The organism is Methylophilus sp. Q8 (assembly GCF_000800115.1).
Taxonomy (GTDB): Bacteria; Pseudomonadota; Gammaproteobacteria; order Burkholderiales; family Methylophilaceae; genus Methylophilus.
Genome location: NZ_JUHE01000001.1, coordinates 1,844,470 through 1,862,545, shown reverse-complemented (window position 1 = coordinate 1,862,545; position 18,076 = coordinate 1,844,470). Strand labels below are relative to the sequence as shown.

Sequence of the window (18,076 nt, the reverse complement as noted above, 5' to 3'; positions counted from 1 at the left end):
GATGACCGGCCATCCTTGCGTCTGACGGCCATCCTGCACACTACATCAACAGGTTTACTGTATGAATTACAGGCTAAACACCATCAGGCCACCGCCCATTTGTGTGTGGTTTTGCAGTTCTTTGAACGCACCAACCGCACCCAAACCAGCGCTAGGGTCTGTCAGGTCAAACACCAGACCAACACCTGGCCAGCCGCCTACACCGTACATGCTGCCAACGTACTGTTTACCCTTGAAGGAGTAAGTCATAGGAGATCCGATACCACCGGATGGCATTTTGAAGTTCCACAACTCTTTACCGTCTTTGTTATCCAAAGCTTTCAGGTAACCATCAAGCGTTGCGTACCAAACCAAACCGCCTTTGGTATACAAAGTACCGCCCCAAGCTGCGAATTTCTCCCACTTGGTCCATTTTGCTTTACCAGTGGTCAAGTCAAACGCACGGATCTGACCCATTTCTTTCTTGGTTGGGCCGTTAGGACCAGGGTACATCGCCAGTGTTGCACCAACGAAGAACTGACCTGCACGGTATGGCAGCATGAACGGCTCCCAATCCATACAAATGTGGTTCAGACCTGCGTACAAAGTACGGCTTTCCGGATCGTAGGAGTCAACACCCTGGTTGTGGAAGCCCATCGCTGATGGACAAATATTGGTACCTTTGTGGTCCATACGCGTTGCGAATTCAGGATCACGTACTGGTGTACCTGTTTTCAGGTCAACTTTTTTGAACACGTTTACAGCTGGGTCGACTTTTTCAGCTACTACCAGGCTACCGTTTTCGCGGTTCAGCGTGTACAAGATACCGTTACGGTCAATGTGGCTCAGCAACGGCGTCACTTTGCCGTTGACTGGTTGATCAGTCAGCACCATCTGGTTCACACCAGCAAAGTCCCACTCATCATGTGGCGTTTTTTGGTAACCCCATTTAGCCATACCGGTGTCCAGGTCACGGCCCCAGATCGTCATGGTCCACTTGTTGTCGCCAGGACGCATGGTTTCGTTCCATGGTGCCGGGTTGCCGGAACCGTAGTAGAACAGGTTCAATTTAGGGTCATAAGCATACCAACCCCAGTTTGTACCGCCACCAATTTTCCAGGCATCGCCTTCCCAGGTTTTAGTACCTAGGCCGAATTGACCGTAGTGTGGATTGTCTTTGTTGAAGTCTTTAGCCAGACGCACAGAGTCATCAGAACCGGTCGCAAATGCACGCCATTTCAGTTCACCTGTTTTCAGGTCAAAGGCGTTAACCGCGCCACGTACACCTAGCTCGGCACCTGAACAACCCATCAGGATAGTGTCTTTAGCCACGAAAGGTGCCTGTGTCAGTGTAGAACCCACTTTTGGATCACATACTTCCACTTCCCAGTTGGTTTTACCGGTTTTTGCATCCAAAGCCAGCAAATGACCATTGGCCTGTTTCTTAATAATTTGACCAGCGCCGTATGCCAGACCGCGGTCAACCACGTCACAGCACATCACTGCTTTAGTAGAAGCATCTTGCTTAGGCTTGTGTTGCCAAACAATTTTGCCTGGATCGTTCAGGTTCAGGGCGTATGTATTGTTTGGAAAAGCAGAGTGGATGTACATCATGTCACCAATGACCAATGGCGCACCTTCGTGACCATTCAGTACACCGGTGGAGAATGACCACGCAGCTTTCACATTTTTTACGTTGGATTTGTTGATTTGCGCCAGCGGGCTATTGTGTTGGCTGTAATAGCCACCAGTTGCGATTGGCCAGGCACCAGGTGTGTTAACCTGCTTGTCCAGCTCTGCATCTGCCATGGCCAGGCCAGAAAAGCTTGCAAACAAGCCCCCGACCAAAGCGCCAAGAATGGCGCTAGATGATGTTACTTTCATACTATCTCCTAATCTCTCAAGAATGAGTTTCACGTGGTGTTGCGACATCCCCCCGAATGCCGCACTGCACGACCTGAATTGTTAATAATTTGTAACAAAGGCAATAGATGAATGATTCCCTATCATTGCTTCAACAATTCATTCATGCAGACTGGTCATATACGGGAATCTTTCACGGGGCGCTGGTGCATGATGTGGTCTATAGTGGCGCAGGTTCACACAAGGCGGGAGCAAGTTGGCTACCGCCATATAGCTTCACAGCGTTTGGTCACTCAGTCATGCATTCTTATCAACGATCTATGCCAGTTATTACTGCTCTACACAAACTCGGCAAATTAAGCCGGGCCAGCCAGGACACGCTCATTGTGATGACGGGCGTGGTACTGACGTTTGTTTGTGCATCTGAATTCGACCTGGCCGAGCGCGTCAATGCCTGGTTACTGACCTATGAATATGCGCAACTGGACGAGGTCCCGCTCACCTTGTTTGTATTTGTGCTATTGAGCGTCTGGTTCAGTCAGCGCCGCATGCGGGAAATTCATGCTGAAATCCAGCGCAGAAAACACACAGAAGCCCAATTAAGCAGCAGCCAGCAACTATATAAAACGCTGTTCGATGGCGACCTGACCGGTAATGTGGTGCTGGATATTGATGGCAATATCGGCATGCACAATCGTGCATTTGACCGCATCTGCCGCCCACTGAATGATGACAAAAACGCCTGCGTACTGTTTTCATTTGATTGGCCAACCTTTGTATCGCAACTGCAATACCACCAGGAGCTCAATTTCAACAAGCTGCAAATCCGGCGACCAGATGGCCTGCCCTGCTATGTGGGCGCGCGCTTTGTCTATGTGCCGGCAGCAGAGCGCAAACCGGCACAAATTCACGGTTACCTGGTCGACATGACCGAGCAATGCCTGGTGGAACTTGACCTTGAACGCACCTTGAAAGAAAACCGTGTGCTGGCGCGTCATGCCATGCAGATGCAAGAGCAGGAGCGTAAATATATTGCCAGCGAGATTCATGACGAAACGGGTCAATATTTGACGGCGATTCGTATGGACGCACTGACCTTGCAAAAAAGTAATCCTGATCAGGCCCATGTGATTGCAGTGAGGATTGCCTCCAATACCCAGCATGTGCAGCAGTCCATACGTGCGCTGATTAAGCATCTACGGCCACCAGCACTTGATTCGTTAGGCCTGATTGGCGCGGTTGAGCGCCTGGTCAATGACTGGAAGAAACTCAATCCGTCCGTCGACTGCCACCTCACACTGGATACCAGCGAACAGACATTGAACGAAGACACCAATATTGTTGCTTTTCGCGTGGTGCAGGAAGCGCTGACCAATATTGCACGCCACGCTCATGCCAGCGAAGTGTGGATAGATATCCATATCATCAAGCGCCAAGACAAAGCCCTGCTGCAAATCGAAATCCGTGATAACGGCAAAGGCATGGATACCACGCAGGCAACCGAAGGCGTCGGCCTGGTCGGCATGCGCGAGCGCATTGAATCACTGCAAGGCAGCTTCAAACTCATGAGCGGCTTGCAGGCTGGCACCCTGATTACCGGCCTGCTGCCACTCAACACCAACAAGCAGGTGCGCCCTGCTGCATCCTTATTGTCAAACCCGGGAGTAAACGACTATGCAACCCCTTAAATGGCTAAGCCTGATTGCACTGATGATGCCGCTGGCATTGTCTGCAAAAGACCTGCAAACAGAAGAACAACCTTTTTTGCAGGCCTATAGTGGCCAGTCGCGCCAGTTTGTAGAAGAGCAACTAGGCAAACCGGTCAAAAAAGAAATGGCAGTGAAACCACACAACGCAGACCAGATTTTGCAACAACAACAGCAAGCAGCCCCTGGTGCTGGCGAACAGATTGAGATGTGGTATTACCGCGGCAAGATTCAGTATGCGCCAAACAAGTTTTTCAATACTGCCGAGCTCACCTTTGCCAACGACAAATGCGTGAACATCACCTTTGCCAATAAAAAATAAGGCGCACGCAGACCCATGGCAAAAGTAATGATCGCGGATGACCATGCCATGCTCAGGCAAGGCTTGCGCACCATGCTGGAACAGGCAAACCACCAGGTTTCTGCGGATGCGCTAAGTGGTGAAGAGGCATGCCTGCTGGTAGAGAAAAATCACCCTGACCTGCTGATCCTGGACCTGGATATGCCAGGCATCGGTGGCCTGGAAACCCTGAAGCGCATTTTGCATCGCAAACCGCAAATGCGGGTGCTGATTTTCAGCATGCATGATGACTGCATCTACGCCACGCGCGCCATTCAAGCAGGTGCACGCGGTTACGTGACCAAAACCGAACCGCCAGAAGTGGTGCTGGAAGCGGTACAGAAGATCCTCAAAGGCGGACGTTATATCAATAACGAGCTAGCGCAGAGTTTGTCCATGTATCACCTGGAAAGTCAGGAAAATCCGATCCAGAAATTATCCCCACGCGAATTTGAAGTCTTTCGTCGCATCGCCCAGGGCGAGGCGCTGGCAGCCATCGCCAAAGGCATGCATATCGGCTATAAAACAGTGGCCAATATCCAGACCAGCGTGCGGCAAAAACTGGGCGTGGAAACCACCGGCCAGGTGGTGCATATCGCCGTGCGCTTCGGCATTATCAAAGGCCTGTAATCAGGTCATTCGCCATGATTCTGATTATTGCCCGTAAAGAACTCCGCAGCCTGTTTGCCACGCCCATGGGCTGGCTGATTCTGGCCATTTTCCAGGCCATTGTCGGCACCTATTACAGCCTGAGTTTTAACCAGTATTTTGAAATCATGCGCAGTGCACAATGGCAGGTGCAGCGCATCGGCATCACCCAGTTTATGGCAGAAGGTGTGTTCGGTGTCGCCGCAATATTAATGCTGTTTGTGGTGCCACTGGTATCGATGAAACTCATTAGCGAAGAACGCAAAAACCAGACCATGGCCTTACTGATGAGCGCGCCGTTGAGCATGAGTGAGCTTATTTTAGGCAAGCTGCTGGGTATCGTCACCTATCTCAGCATATTGATTATCAGTATGGTGCTCATGATTGCCATGCTGTTACCCTGGGCAGAAATTGACCTGCCCTACTTACTCACACATGCCTTGGGACTGTGGTTGCTGGTGGTAGCCAGCAGTGCATTGGGGCTATATGTGTCCTGCCTGACGGCGAATCCGATCCTGGCAGCATTTTGCAGCATGACAGCCCTCTCCGTCTGTTTACTACTGGACAAGTTCTTTAGTGACAATCGCCAGGCGCTGTTTCATGACCTATCCCTGATGCAGCACTACCGCCAATTCTCATTGGGCATACTCAACAGCTACGACATATTATTTTTCGTGCTGTTCGCACTGTTTTTTGTGCTGCTTTCTATCCGCCGTTTACATGCTGACCGACTTTATGGCTAACCTCCGGCAACGCGCCTCAATCAAACACTGGCTGGCGAGTGCAGCACACTGGTGGCAACACCGTCTGGCGGTGCCTGCCTTGCTGCTGCTCACGCTGGCACTGGGCGCGCTCGCCTGGCAGTTCCATATCATGGCGGATACGACGCACAATCACCGCAACACCTTATCTGCAGCCAGTGTCCAGGTGCTACAACATTTACCAGGCACCATCGAAATCACCGCTTTTTGCAGTAATAGCCCTTACAAAGGGCGCTATTTCCGAAAGTCGATCACCTCGCTGCTGCAGCGTTATCAATACCTGCATGCAGACTTACGTGTGCAATTTATTGACCCAGCCACCTCGCCGAACCTGGCACGCGAGCAGCAGATCAAAAAAGAAGGCGAAATGATCATCCGCTATCGCGGCCAAGAAAAGCGCATGTATTTGCCATACACCGAAGAAGCGTTTACCAATGTATTGCTACAACTACAGCATGGTGAACGCGCCCCACTATTATTTGCCAGCGGACAGGGTGAAACCGCACTGGACAACACCTCTACCAATGGTGGCAGCCAGCTGGCACAAGCCATGCAAGCAGCCGGTTTACAGGTAGAGGCGAGCAGATCGCTGACTTATGTCGCGAGTAAAAGCAAGCCATTACCCACCCTGGTCCTGGCAGGCGCCACACAGGCTTATACACCCGCGCAGGCAGCCGCCATCAAAGCCCATCTTACTCAGGGTGGTAATCTGGTCTGGCTGGTCGACTCAGCACAAACACAAGGCCTGCAAGCGCTGGCTGATGGATTAGGCCTCGATATCAGCCCGGGCATGGTCATCGACCCGGCCAATCGCCAGTTCGATATTCCGCTGCATGCCTTGAGTACACAGCGCTATGCCGCACAAGGCCCGACCCAGGAGTTTGCCCTGCGCACCTTTTTTGAGGAGGCACATGCCATCCAGCGCATGCGCCAGCCAAATGATACATGGCGTACGCTACCACTGGTTGCGGCGGCAGAGCATGGCTGGGTCAGCGCGAGTTATCGCCCCGGGCAGTCAACAGCGCTGCCTGCGTTTAATGCCGACACAGATATGCAGGGGCCTGCCACGGTGATACTGGCCTTAGAAAAAGAACAGGCCACGGGCGAGCATCAACGTATTCTGGTCATCGGCAGCCGGCAGTTTTTTAGCAACAGTCAGTTACAGCGCGGTGGCAATCTGGCGCTCAGTATGCAAAGCCTGCAATGGGTGGTCAATAATCAGCCTAGCATCAGTTTGCCGGTCACCCCGTTAAGAGATAGCGTGATTGCCCTGCCATCGACTCAGACCTGGCTGATCTTGTTATTTAATAGCTTTCAATTTGGTTTGCCAGCCCTGTTGCTATGGGCAGGCTGGATGCGCTGGCGTAGAAAACAGCAACATTAAAGCCATCGACATGCCATTTTACGCGGATTTGGGAACAACTCGCACCCAATAAAAAACCCCGGCAAGCCGGGGTTTTCGCAAGATTGCTCGCTGAATTACAGGCCAGATAATCCTTTTTCAATCGCTTGATTATGATGTGTTGGCTGCTCAGTCGTCTCAGACACTGGCGAGGCCACGGCTGATTCCGGTTTTGCCTCAGCAGGCGCCACAGGCACTGCCGGCGCAGTCGCCGCACCACTATCCAGGGTCAGTTTGGAAAAGTCGCCGTAGAACTCCACTTTAGCGTCTTTGCGCAAGGCAGACACTTCATTCTTGATCACCGTTTGCTGATTAGAGTTCACCAGAAATTGCTGGATCACAGGTTTGGCTTTTTCCAGGTCCACCGGTTGACGGTCAACTTTGGCCAAAAACAGCAGCACCAAGGCCTGAGGGCTTTTCACCACCAGCGTATCGCCCGCTTTCAAGGTATTCAGCTTTTTCAACAGCTCCAAAGGCAGTTGCTCAGCCGCTTTACGGCTGGCATTGGCACTAAACACATAGTTATTGTCTTTTAACCATTTAGCCAAGTCATCTGCCGTTTTCGCGGCGCTAATCCCGGCCTCAATGTCGCTGGCGTGCTCATTGCCATCCTTGATGGCAAACTCCTGGATCACATACACGTTACGCTCGCTGAACAATTCAGGATGTGTGTCGTAAAACTTCTTGATGTCATCCGCAGACGGCGCTGCTTGTTTAGCCGCTACCTTTTGCATGTAAGCTTGTGCCAGCACCTGTTGTTTGGTCGCTTCCAGCACTTGCAGTACATTCGGATCACGGTCCAGTTTTTCGTCCACAGACTTCTGCTTGAGCAACTCCAGGTCGACCATTTGTTGCAATACTTTTTCAGAAGCAGCCTTGACTTGTGACTGATCCAGCTTACCCAATTTGGATAAGGCAAAATTCAATTGATGCACGGTAATTTCACTGCCGTTCACTTTGGCCACAACTTGTGACCCGGCTTTGGCCGCGTCATCATGTTTACTGCACCCGGCCATCACCAGCATCAGTGCTGGCACAATTAATGCGATTTTTTTCATCATCACCCTTTAATATTTTGGTATTTTTTGTGTTCTGTTGCGACAGTTCGCCAAACTAATTACGGCCTCCCTCAGGCCTGTCTTTAGCGGTCATTGTCAAAATTTTCAAAACACATGCTAACACACTCTTGTTACCAATATTGCCAGTGACCAGTGTATACCACCCAAACACCGAGTACGGCATTGGTGGTCACGTGGGCAAGGATTGATACCCAGAGCACCTGGAAACGACGGTATAACCAGGCATATACCAGTCCTGCCAACAGCCCGGCTAACCAGAGCTGATGTTCCACTGCAAATAATACGCTACTTACTGCAATTGCATAAGCCGTCGCGCGCGCAGGAGAGACCGACATAAAATCGGCACTATCCAGCCTGCGCATTAAATATGACCGCCAGAACAGCTCCTCAATCACCGGCACCACCAATGCCGAACCACTCCAGCGACAAATTAACCAGAAAATATCGGCGCTGCTCTGCATCGGCATGGCAACCGTATGGCTCGCCCCATGCCCACCCAGCCAGGCGGGATAAGGGGCAATCCACAGCAAAAAGACCAGCCAACCAGCCAGCAGCGCGATTAAGGCTTGGTTAAACGTGGGTGTCACACGCAGTTCGAGGTAATCGCGGCGGAAATATAACAGCAGGCACAAGGCCAATACACTGCGCAGCAAATAGGTGGGTTCTGTGCCTATACCTAACCAAGACAACGCCATTGCCAGCCACGGCTCGGCCGCCAGTAATAAGATAAACCCGGCAAACGGGTAAATACGGGCACGCTCATGCCGGGTAAACCAAGAATCAAGTAAAGCAGTCATTGCGCCAGCCGATCATCAAAAAGCACAGGCCTCGCCTAAAAAGTGGTCAAGGCGTTGCTATTGTATCAACTTTATTTTCCAGTAGCTGCGTCTGCTTACCCTGCACAATATTTTCCAGTTCTACCCGTTTGAGCTGAAAAAATGGCTCTGCGCGTAAGAAACGCTGATAAGCCCCGGCATCCGCGTACAAATTGACCAAGTCATGGCCATAGCTATACAAGCGGCCATTTTTTTCTTCACACGCTACCAATTGCTGGTGAGTAGCACTCACTTTGGTCACCAGACCTTTACGTTGTCCATCATTAGTAGCCAGATCGGCTTTCGCGACCTTGAGTTGTTGCTCAGTGGTTTCCAGGCGTTGCGCCTGCTCGGCCAACTGTGCCTGCAATTGCTGCACCTGCGCCGACAATGCATCTTTTTCCTGACCTAACTTCTGCTTATCGGACTCTAGCTGCTGGTTACGCCTGACCTGGCCCTGCAGTTTGGCCGAATGTGCTTTTTGCGAACTCTGTGCCTCACCCAGTGCTTGTGACAGGCCTTTTTTCTCCTGCTCAAACTGGGTCTGCATGGCCGATTTCTCGGTTTCCAGATCCTGCTTCATTTTCTGCATCAATATGGCCGCGCGCTTGGCGGATTTATCCTGCTTTTCGGCAGCCATGCTGTGGGTGGCATAGCCACCCATCAAACAAGCACTTACCAAGAATGACAAAATGGTTTTCATGCTGTTCCTTTAGAATCTGCCATTAAAGTCGACAAAGAACGTATCGACAGAGAATGGCAAACCAGAAATTTCGTCTGCGCTGACATATCGTGAAGACAGCCAGGCATTTTTGCCTACGCCATATTGCGCGCCCACATAAAAGCCTTTGGCATCGGTGCCCCCCAGACGGAAGTTCGAATCGGTGAACCCATCCAGCATGGCATCGGCCTCCAGGCGACGGTAGCCGCCAAACACTTGCCAATCATGCAGTTTCTTGATCATGGGGTGCCCTACCATCAGCGCAAGCTCATAACCCTCATTTTCTTTTTTGTATGTGTTACCAGTGCGGCGCTGTATTTCTTTCTCGTCAAAGCCGATGTTTTGCACATAAGCGCCATGCAAGATGACATGCACCGGATCAAACACCGCCAGATCAACCTCACCGGTGAAGTTAATCAACTGGAACTGGGAGGCCAATCCGCATAGACCGTTCGTCGAACCACATAAAGCACCATTGGTTGTGCCATCATTAATACTGAAGGTGTGGTTGCCTTTTTGCCGCCATAGCGGCACGGTACCGGCATATTGAAGGCTATCATTGACCGGATTGCGCTGACCTTCTACATTTTTAAAGTCGTAGTAAGCGACGCCCAATTTCACTTTGCTATCATTGCTGGCGGTCCACTCAATCCCGCCCTGCGCTGCATATAACCATTTGTCACCGGCCTTATTGGTATTAGAGCTCTCGACCTCTTCAATCGGGAATGCACCCACTGAGGAAAACAATTTCCAATGTCTGTTAATAGCCGGGTTCGCACGTGCCACAAAACCATCAAATGCCAGGTCAGGATCCCAAAGCAAATCTGTGCCAAATACCTGGTTACCGGTAAAGAATGGGTTAGCAAACCGCCCCCCACTCAATGTCAGCCAGTCATATGGTTTTGCTTCAAGAAAAGCGCGATCCAGCCCGAATACAAACTTGCCCTGGGAAAACCCTTCGGTCTGGTTGGGGGTGACTGGTGTTTGCAACATACCCGTGGTAAAGCGAATACCACCATCCAGCCACTCGTTAATATGTATATTCGCACCAAAAAACGCACGTACACGCTGACGCTGACGGTCCTCGGTCGTATTATTGACGACCATATTCTGCACTTCGTTATTCAAGGTACCCGGAATCGTATTGCTATCGCTAAACATATCCTCCTGATAACGTAAACGGAGGGCGCCTGTCCACTCGATGCGGTCTATCCACTCAGGAATACCTAGTCGTTCACCCGCCTTGTAATTGAGTTTTTTCATCACATCCTGCTCAATTTCAGCGCGCATTTCGTTTTTAACATGTTCAGGCACATATTGCACACGAATGGCCTTGGGCTGACCTGATACTGCCTGATCCAGTGGCTGTGGGTTCTGGGCCGCTAAGGCCTCGGCCTCTTCTTTTGCTTTTTGTCTGGCTTGCTGAGCCTGTTGCAATAAAGTATCTGCTTTTTGCTTAGAAAGCACCCCTTCTTGCACTAGCAACTCAATCAAACTCATGGTAGTTGCCCGCACCTCTTCAAGTGACTCACGTTCGCCAGCAATAACTCCTGCTGACTGTGTGCCAAATAGGCTGGCCAACACCAAAGGAATCATCCAGTTTTTTGCTTTAATATTCATTCTCTTTCCCTAATTACTAAGCGCTTTTACCGCATTGCCTGTCGCATTTTTAAGACATATTTTTTGAAGCCATACGTACGACGACTTTTCTTGGCATATCCTCAGGCGCAGATTCCTTCAAAGGCGGAATCCTGCTCAACACCTTGCGAATCAAGGCGTCTACTTCCGCGTCACCGCTGGTATCAATCAGTTCGGCATGATCAATATCTCCCTGCGCATTCAAGAACACCCTGACATCAACCTGGTACTTGATTTTGTTCAACCCATTTTCAGCATCAAGTGCCTTTTTAATCTGCGCATCGACCTTGTTGGTAAACCAGGCAAATGCAGCCATATTTTTCTTGCCCCCAATTTTTGGACCCGTGGTGACATCACCGCCTTTGTACTCATTGTTCACCGCACCAGACTGAAAAGGGCTAGGGCCATCTCCGGCCGCCCCCTCCATCTTCAGGTTTTCCGCAGGAGGCGCTTCCACAGGCTTAGGCTCTGGCTCTTTGGGCGCTTCCTTAGGTTGCTCTTTCGGCGTTTCCTTGGGCGGCTCTTTTGGCGGTGGTGGCGGTGGAGGGGGCGGCGTATCCGGCAGCAACTTCACTGTAGTGATTTGCTTTTTATGCGTAGCGCCACCTGAAAATAATTTTTTGATGCCATAAGCAGCACCCGCCAACACAGCCAGCACCAGCAACGCAATCACGATGCGTGTTGTCCATAAGCGCACGTTAGGCACTGGTGTTTCTTCTGCCACGGCATCCATTTCATGCAATGCCATGCTTATGTCCCGATCTTGCCGGTGACCAGGCCGACATTTTCAATTTGCAGGCGATTGACCAGATCAATTACACCAATCACACCGGCATAAGGTGCTTGCGCCTGGCCTTTAATCATGACGTTGAACTTTGGGTCCATGGCCTTGGCCTGGTTGAGTTGCGTTTCCAGCTCGGCCATGCTCACACCAACACCATTAATCGTCAGCGTGCCACCCTGCTGCACCTGCACGATTTTGATATCGTGTTTTTCGGTACTAGGCTTGTTAGACGGCTTGGGCAGATTCATGGTCAGGCCTTGCACGCCAGCGGTAGTCATCAGGATAAAAATCACCAGTAACACGTAAGCTAAATCCAGCATCGGCGTAATATTGATGGTGTCGTAAGGTTGGGCGTCGTTTTGTACCTGCATGGTTTACTCCACCACTTTCTTCGTCACCAGGCCAACTTCGGTGATATCCAGCCGCTTACAGATTTCCAGCACTTCGGACACCTTTTCATAATGCGCCGCAGCATCGCCTTTAAGCACCACCGGCAACTCAGGGTTGCTGCTTTTATATTCAGCCAGGCGCTGCTCCAGTTGCGCCATGTCTACCGGAAATGCATCCAGGTAGACACTGCCGTCACTGGTCACCGTGATCGCGCGCATTTGCGGCTTAGCCAATGCCGCCGAGTTCACGGTGTGTGGCATGTCGACTTTGACGCCTTGCACGGATGCGGTAGTCATGATGATAAAAATCACCAGCAATACGTACGCCAGGTCCAGCATGGGCGTAATATTGATTTCATCGTAGAGCTGGTTCTCTTCCTTGACGCCTTCTGACATCTCTCGGCCTTATTCCTTACCGTACAGTTCAGCGGTACGTGTAATGAACTCATCGACAAAAATCTGCATGGCGATGGTGATGTTTTTGACGCGGCTGGCCAGGTAGTTATAACCAAACAGGGCTGGAATCGCGACACCCAGACCGGCCACAGTGGCCAGCAACGCTGCTGCAATACCTGGCGCAATCGCGTTGACGTTGACGTCACCCGCCGCCGCAATCGCAGCAAAGGTGATCATCACACCGACGACGGTACCCAGCAGGCCGAGGAAAGGGCCTCCGGAAATCGCGATGGTGAGTAATACCATCATGCTGTTCAGGCGTTGGGTTTCACGTACCTGGTCGGCATCCACCGCTGCCTTGATGGCATCAATCGACGCGCCGCTTAACTGTACTTTGCCGTCATGTTCGCGTTTTTTAATTTCACGCAAACCGGCTTTATACAAGCCAAACAGATTGGAATTGGCATAAGTGCCGGTCTTGTCCAAGTCCAGCAGATCTTTAGCAGAGGCTTGCTGGAAGCGTTTGAGGAACAAGGCATTATCTTTATCGGTGCGGACCACCAGGCGGGCTTTGCTGATCATGACCCAGACGCTGATAGCGAACATCACCGCCAGAATGCCAATCACCACCTTGGCATCGACGGTCAGGCTATCAATCAGGATGCCCATGTAGTTGGCTTCGCCACCCTCGCCCTCTTCTTCAGCGTCGGCTGCCGTCACTTTAACGATACTGGCATCTGCCCCTTGTGATTGCGCTACCAGTGCCAACCAGGCCGCGCTACGGGCAGTGACAGCCAGTTGCAACTCGTCCACTTCGGCATTCAGATTCTGGCCCAGCGTGAAGCTAGCTGCGGCCTGTGCATCGCTGGCCGCCACTTGGCCTGCGACTTGGCCTTTGACATAAATAATGGCCTGGCCACCCTGGAACACCAGCGCAATATGCTGCCACTGGCCAGGCTTTAATTCACCCGCTTGCGTGCTGGCAGTCCCTGCCTGCAATGCCAAAGCGCTGCCTTCCAGCTTCAATGTGACGTTACCACTTTTAAAGATTTCAGCGGTTTGCGGCAGGTTGGCCGGTTTTAACCACACGGACCAAGTGCTGCCATTGGCCAACACTGGTGCCGTTGGCAAAGTGATGGTCAGCGGGCTATTGTTCAGCGTGGCACTTTCGGCAATCAGACCGGCCTTTTGCACCGTTGCATTGCCACTCGCAGTCAGCTGGCTAGGGCCGCTATCTTTAAGCAAGGCATTGTCTGAAAAAGCAAACCGCGCCAGCAGGGCCGGGTCATGGAGCGCTTGTGCATCGCTGGCTGCCTTGGCACTTTCGTTACCGGTATATAAGCTAATCGCCAGGTCTTTATTAGCGGCAGATACTTGCGGCAACACGACCCATGCCACAGCCAACTCATTCACCGCATCGTATTTTTCAAGTGAGAATTTGAGTTCCGTTTTATCATCTGCAGCGATAAAACGCAGGTCTGCGCCATCTACATTGGCACCGGTAAAATCAAAGTTGCCAGAATGCAGGCGCACCAGTACCGGTGCCTGGTTCACAGCCTCTTTAATATTGGCGGTCTCTATCGTAATTTTTTGTTGTGCAGCCCAATCTGCATTCCAGGCGGCAAACACGGATGTGGACAGGCTGAGCCCTAATAATCCAAGCAATAAACCAAGTTTTTTCTTCATAGCTTCGCTGACGAGTTAATTCGAGTGGCAAGTCTATAGAGCGAATGTTGCAGACACATTAAGATCGGACTAGTCGGACTATGCCTGCCTGACATCCTTTTTTTCGGGCATAAAAAAAGCCCGGCGAACCGGGCTTTGTCGTGCATTGCAGACGTGGATAGCCTTAAGATTGACGGCGGGCAGCGATCAAGCCAATCAGGCCCAAACCAGCCAGAATCATGCCGGATTGTGTCGGTTCTGGCACAGTGGCGGCATAGGCCAGACTACCGGTACCGGACAAACCCAACGCGGTGTCATAAGCAAAGAAAGCATCTGAAGTATCGGCATAACCAGCTACCAGGCTAAAGCCAATGGCCGGGCTGTTTGAGTCCACAGACCATTCCAGGCCAGTAAACACGCCGTCCTGGAATACGGCAGTGGCATCGGCCAATGCTGGTGTACCCAGGTTAAACAGGCTGCCACCGAAATTGAAGTTCAGGCTGCTCAGGTTGAGCAACTCAGTGCCTGATGCCAGCAAACTGGCATCATCAAAGCTGAACTGGCCCTGGTAGCTGGTGCCATTGTAATAACCGGACTCCACCTGACCTGCAAACTGCAGGGATTGAATGGCCGCCTGGGCTGGCATCACCATACTCACAGTCATTGCCAACACAGCTGCCAGCGTGATTTTTTTCATTAAATAGTTCATTGCAAAATTCCTTTAGTAAACATTAAAGTATGAAATCTCTGGCGGGTGACACTTGTTTCGCGGTCAAGCCTTTCAGGGTAACTAATGGTTTGGCGGCTGCCGGGCCTGCGGCACCGTCGGTATCAACAGTCACCTGTACGCCAGCAGTCACATCGACCAGGCCCAGGTAGCCACCGCTAAGTGCGCTATTGGCAGAAATCCCCAGTGAAGACAGCAAGGCCGTCAGCTGTAACTTGTCAGCATAAGGTGTGAAGTCAGTAATGGTGTCACCAGCGTCGCGCATGCTGCTATACACAAACACATCATTGCCAGCACCACCGGTCAGCGTATCCACACCCAGGCCACCATTGATGATGTCATCTCCGGCAGTACCTACCAGTACGTCGCGGCTGGCAGTGCCGTTGCGTGTCACGCCAGGCGTGGTCGTTGCAATCGCCAGGTCAATCAGGCGGCCGCCTTTGTCATACTGGTTCTCCAGGCCGTACAAGTTGCCGGTGATTTCATCGCCATCGGCATTGCTCAGACGACCCAGGCCACCTTCGGCTTTAGGTGACTGGATATAGTTGGCCAGGGCTTCCTGGTAGGTAATGGTGAACGGGCTATCTTCAAAGACCACGGCATTGGCTGCGAATGGGAAGCCATCGCCGCCTGCAGCAGTAAAGTCAATCGTGGTGAAAGAGAATGTGCGGCTGTTATTGACCACCACGCCACCATCAATCAGTACAGTGCCATCATCCAGCAGTACGCGTTGAATACGGTTGCCCGTGCCCTGGGTGGTTCTGGCTGTGTTACGGCTGTCATATACCACTTGCATGCCGGAGATTTGTGGGTAACGGCCATTGGCACGACCAGTCGGGCTGGTATCGCCATAGCCATGCTCCAGCAAATCTTTCAGTTGCGTGGCATTGACGGCTGGCGCGCGCTTCACCAGGTTGGTAAAAGGCAGCACATTGAAGGTATCGCCGATAGACACATTGCCCACTGTTGCAATATTGGTACGGATACCGCCACCGTTCTGGATCGCTACCTCAGTCTTGCCGGCAAAACGCATGGCGTCTGCCACCAGGTTACCGAGGCCGGTTTCAGCGTTACGTACGCCTGCCACAAAGGTACAAGGCAGTGCAGCACACGTGGTATGTGTCGGGCCGTTCAACTTCACCGCAGTGGTGCCGATGATTTGTGCGTTCAATGCAGAAATATAGTTCAGCACGGGGGTCACTACTTGCGCCTGGATCGTCGCATCGCCACCTACGCGGTCAGCATCGGCCGTCGCGCCGCTTACGCGCATCATTTTGCTCGACTCAATGCCAACAAAAGTGCCATGGGCATCATCAATGGTGAAATTCACCTGACCGACATAACGGTTACCGAAATGACTGGTGAGTACCGGCACGGTACGGCCATGTGCATCGACGGCATTCACTGGATGTGACGTATAAGTCGCTGCCACGCCACCATTGATCAGGGCATCATCAGGATCCACCATCAACTCATGGCCGCCACCGGACAACACCAGATCCACGCCGGTGAGGGCTGGGATCACCACACCGATTTCATTCGCGGCATTTTGCAAATGGCTCATCAGGATAACGGTCGTCACGCCTTGTTCGCTGCGCAGACGGTTCACTTCTGCCTGAATCAGCGGGATCAATGCTTGCAAGTTTTGCGCTTCAGTATTGCCTGCGTCATAACCAATCACATTCACGGCACCCGGGGAGGAGATATTCGGCAACAAAGGTGTGGTTGCACCCACCAGACCGATTTTATGACCGGCGGCGGTCGTGATCACTTTGGAAGGGGCAACCTTACCGCTGGCTTTTAAGGCGCTGAATTCGGCGGTGGCATTAAAGTTCAGGTTGCTGGAAAGGTAAGTGCTGCCGGATACTTTGGCAAAACGTGCAGCCACTTGCGGGCCCAGGTCGAACTCGTGATTACCAAACACCATGGCGTCAAAACCGATTTGGCGCAAGGCAATCGCATCGTAAAAATCCTGGCCGCCATCGGTGTAGCTATTGGCCAGATTGTTCAGGCTGGCGGTGAAACGCGGGCCTGGCAAGAATGCATCACCAGCATTCAACTTCAGTACAGTGCGGCCCTGGCTGGTCGCTGCGGTTTCTGCATTTTTAATCACAGACGCCAGGCGGTCGATGCCGCCGTAAAAAGAAATGGCCTGACCAGCGTTATCGCGCAGATTGCCTTGTGCAGACAGCAACCAGCTTTCCTGGTCGCCCACGTGTAACACAGTCACACCCTCGGCCCAGGCGGCACCGGCAGTCAATGCCAACGCCACGCAAGCCGTTAATTGTTTCAGTTTAAACATTACATTCTCCATGTCGTGCCGTGACGCATCACGGCACGCATTACGCTTATTGATTAACGTGATTGACGACGACGTACCAGGGCCAATACGCCCAGGCCAGCCAGCAACATGCCTACGCTGTCAGCTTCCGGCACCGGTGTCACCGCTGCGACAGTAAAAGCAGTGGTGTTAGGGATCAACGTTGCAGAAGCACTGTTATTCACGGTGTCTACGTTCCAGTTGTTAACGTTAGCCACTTGCGCTTTGTAATCAGCAAAATTGCTCAGGCCGTCACGCACACCGTTGTACTCGGCATAGTCAGGCTCGCTGGAAGCACCGGCTTTGGCAGTCAGTTCAATGGCGTTCACCCCTGCAGTCAGACCTGTGTTGGTCAAAGAACCATCTGTTGTAAATTTGCCGTTAGTAATCGCGCTCAGGAAAGTCGTTGGCGTGGTGGCGCCAGTACCCAGGTAGGCGTAAACAGTTTCGCCAGAATTGGAAATCCCCCAGTTGCTGCTGCCGCTGACAGTGACACGGGACAACACGCCGGTAGAGGCAGACAGGGTGGCTTTGTCGTAAGCGGAGAAACGCACCACAGACCCTGCGCTCACAACGTCACTGGATACCCATTGGTTGTAGCTTTCGCCTGTATTGAAAGCACTGCCTGTCCACTCGTTATCGCTGAAGTAAATAGTGGTATTGGCGGCGATATCGACAAAAGTCACAAAAGACAGGCCGTCTTCATCGGCGTTGAAGGCGGTGAACATGATGTCACCGGCATTCAGGGCCGCATTGGCTTGGCTGGACAGCAACAAAGCTGCGATTAAACTGATTTTTTTCATAAAACTATCCTCTCACTAGATATTTAAAAAACAAGGTATT

The 18,076-nt window shown here is 51.8% G+C and carries 17 protein-coding genes; 5 read left to right on the top strand and 12 right to left on the bottom strand.

From position 1 onward, the window contains the following. Positions 1–66: 66 nt before the first annotated feature. Positions 67–1,863 carry a methanol/ethanol family PQQ-dependent dehydrogenase gene (locus GQ52_RS09050; RefSeq protein WP_047516965.1) on the bottom strand — a complete coding sequence of 599 codons (1,797 nt, stop codon included), beginning with the start codon at positions 1,861–1,863 and terminating at the stop codon, positions 67–69. A gap of 107 nt (positions 1,864–1,970) precedes the next feature. Between GQ52_RS09050 and GQ52_RS09045 the strand changes: the two genes are divergently transcribed. From GQ52_RS09045 to GQ52_RS09025, 5 genes are read left to right on the top strand one after another with little or no spacing between them, the layout of a single operon-like run. Continuing rightward, positions 1,971–3,530, top strand: coding sequence for a sensor histidine kinase (locus GQ52_RS09045; protein WP_235273101.1), 1,560 nt, complete (start codon positions 1,971–1,973; stop codon positions 3,528–3,530). Continuing rightward, complete coding sequence (locus GQ52_RS09040) at positions 3,517–3,870, top strand: hypothetical protein (protein WP_019883040.1); 354 nt, start codon at positions 3,517–3,519, stop codon at positions 3,868–3,870. Before GQ52_RS09045 ends, GQ52_RS09040 begins: the two co-directional genes overlap by 14 nt. Before the next feature lie 15 nt (positions 3,871–3,885). After that, entirely contained in the window at positions 3,886–4,518 is a 633-nt protein-coding gene (locus tag GQ52_RS09035) for a response regulator transcription factor (protein ID WP_019915176.1), read from the top strand. Between the two features lie 14 nt (positions 4,519–4,532). Next, the gene (locus tag GQ52_RS09030; RefSeq protein ID WP_024929337.1) at positions 4,533–5,279 is read left to right on the top strand and encodes an ABC transporter permease; all 747 of its coding nucleotides are present in this window, start codon (positions 4,533–4,535) and stop codon (positions 5,277–5,279) included. After that, the gene (locus tag GQ52_RS09025) at positions 5,272–6,681 is read left to right on the top strand and encodes a GldG family protein (protein ID WP_235273100.1); all 1,410 of its coding nucleotides are present in this window, start codon (positions 5,272–5,274) and stop codon (positions 6,679–6,681) included. The genes GQ52_RS09030 and GQ52_RS09025 overlap by 8 nt, the downstream gene beginning before the upstream one ends. Before the next feature lie 95 nt (positions 6,682–6,776). Here the strand turns inward: GQ52_RS09025 and GQ52_RS09020 are convergent, their stop codons facing one another. The 11 genes from GQ52_RS09020 to GQ52_RS08970 all read right to left on the bottom strand — a co-directional run bounded on the left by GQ52_RS09020 (position 6,777) and on the right by GQ52_RS08970 (position 18,036). Further along, complete coding sequence (locus tag GQ52_RS09020) at positions 6,777–7,760, bottom strand: EpsD family peptidyl-prolyl cis-trans isomerase (protein ID WP_235273098.1); 984 nt, start codon at positions 7,758–7,760, stop codon at positions 6,777–6,779. A 128-nt stretch (positions 7,761–7,888) separates the two neighbouring features. After that, a complete protein-coding gene (locus tag GQ52_RS09015; protein WP_047516953.1) occupies positions 7,889–8,575 on the bottom strand; it encodes a CAAX prenyl protease-related protein in 687 nt (228 codons plus the stop codon). Between the two features lie 46 nt (positions 8,576–8,621). Then, positions 8,622–9,296, bottom strand: coding sequence for a hypothetical protein (locus GQ52_RS09010; protein ID WP_047516950.1), 675 nt, complete (start codon positions 9,294–9,296; stop codon positions 8,622–8,624). A 9-nt stretch (positions 9,297–9,305) separates the two neighbouring features. Then, entirely contained in the window at positions 9,306–10,934 is a 1,629-nt protein-coding gene (locus GQ52_RS09005; protein ID WP_047516947.1) for a putative porin, read from the bottom strand. Positions 10,935–10,983: 49 nt separating this feature from the next. After that, a complete protein-coding gene (locus GQ52_RS09000) occupies positions 10,984–11,700 on the bottom strand; it encodes a TonB C-terminal domain-containing protein (protein WP_047516944.1) in 717 nt (238 codons plus the stop codon). Positions 11,701–11,702: 2 nt separating this feature from the next. Continuing rightward, the gene (locus tag GQ52_RS08995; RefSeq protein ID WP_019883050.1) at positions 11,703–12,107 is read right to left on the bottom strand and encodes a biopolymer transporter ExbD; all 405 of its coding nucleotides are present in this window, start codon (positions 12,105–12,107) and stop codon (positions 11,703–11,705) included. Between the two features lie 3 nt (positions 12,108–12,110). Further along, positions 12,111–12,521, bottom strand: a complete 411-nt coding sequence (locus tag GQ52_RS08990) for a biopolymer transporter ExbD (protein WP_019883051.1) — start codon at positions 12,519–12,521, stop codon at positions 12,111–12,113. A gap of 9 nt (positions 12,522–12,530) precedes the next feature. Beyond that, positions 12,531–14,207, bottom strand: coding sequence for a DUF2341 domain-containing protein (locus GQ52_RS08985; protein WP_047516942.1), 1,677 nt, complete (start codon positions 14,205–14,207; stop codon positions 12,531–12,533). 163 nt (positions 14,208–14,370) lie between these two features. Continuing rightward, complete coding sequence (locus tag GQ52_RS08980) at positions 14,371–14,895, bottom strand: PEP-CTERM sorting domain-containing protein (RefSeq protein WP_047516939.1); 525 nt, start codon at positions 14,893–14,895, stop codon at positions 14,371–14,373. A 22-nt stretch (positions 14,896–14,917) separates the two neighbouring features. Beyond that, on the bottom strand, positions 14,918–17,215 hold the full coding sequence (locus tag GQ52_RS08975) for a 5'-nucleotidase C-terminal domain-containing protein (protein ID WP_047516935.1): 2,298 nt from the start codon (positions 17,213–17,215) through the stop codon (positions 14,918–14,920). A gap of 53 nt (positions 17,216–17,268) precedes the next feature. Continuing rightward, the gene (locus tag GQ52_RS08970) at positions 17,269–18,036 is read right to left on the bottom strand and encodes a PEP-CTERM sorting domain-containing protein (RefSeq protein ID WP_019883055.1); all 768 of its coding nucleotides are present in this window, start codon (positions 18,034–18,036) and stop codon (positions 17,269–17,271) included. Between the last annotated feature and the right edge of the window lie 40 nt (positions 18,037–18,076).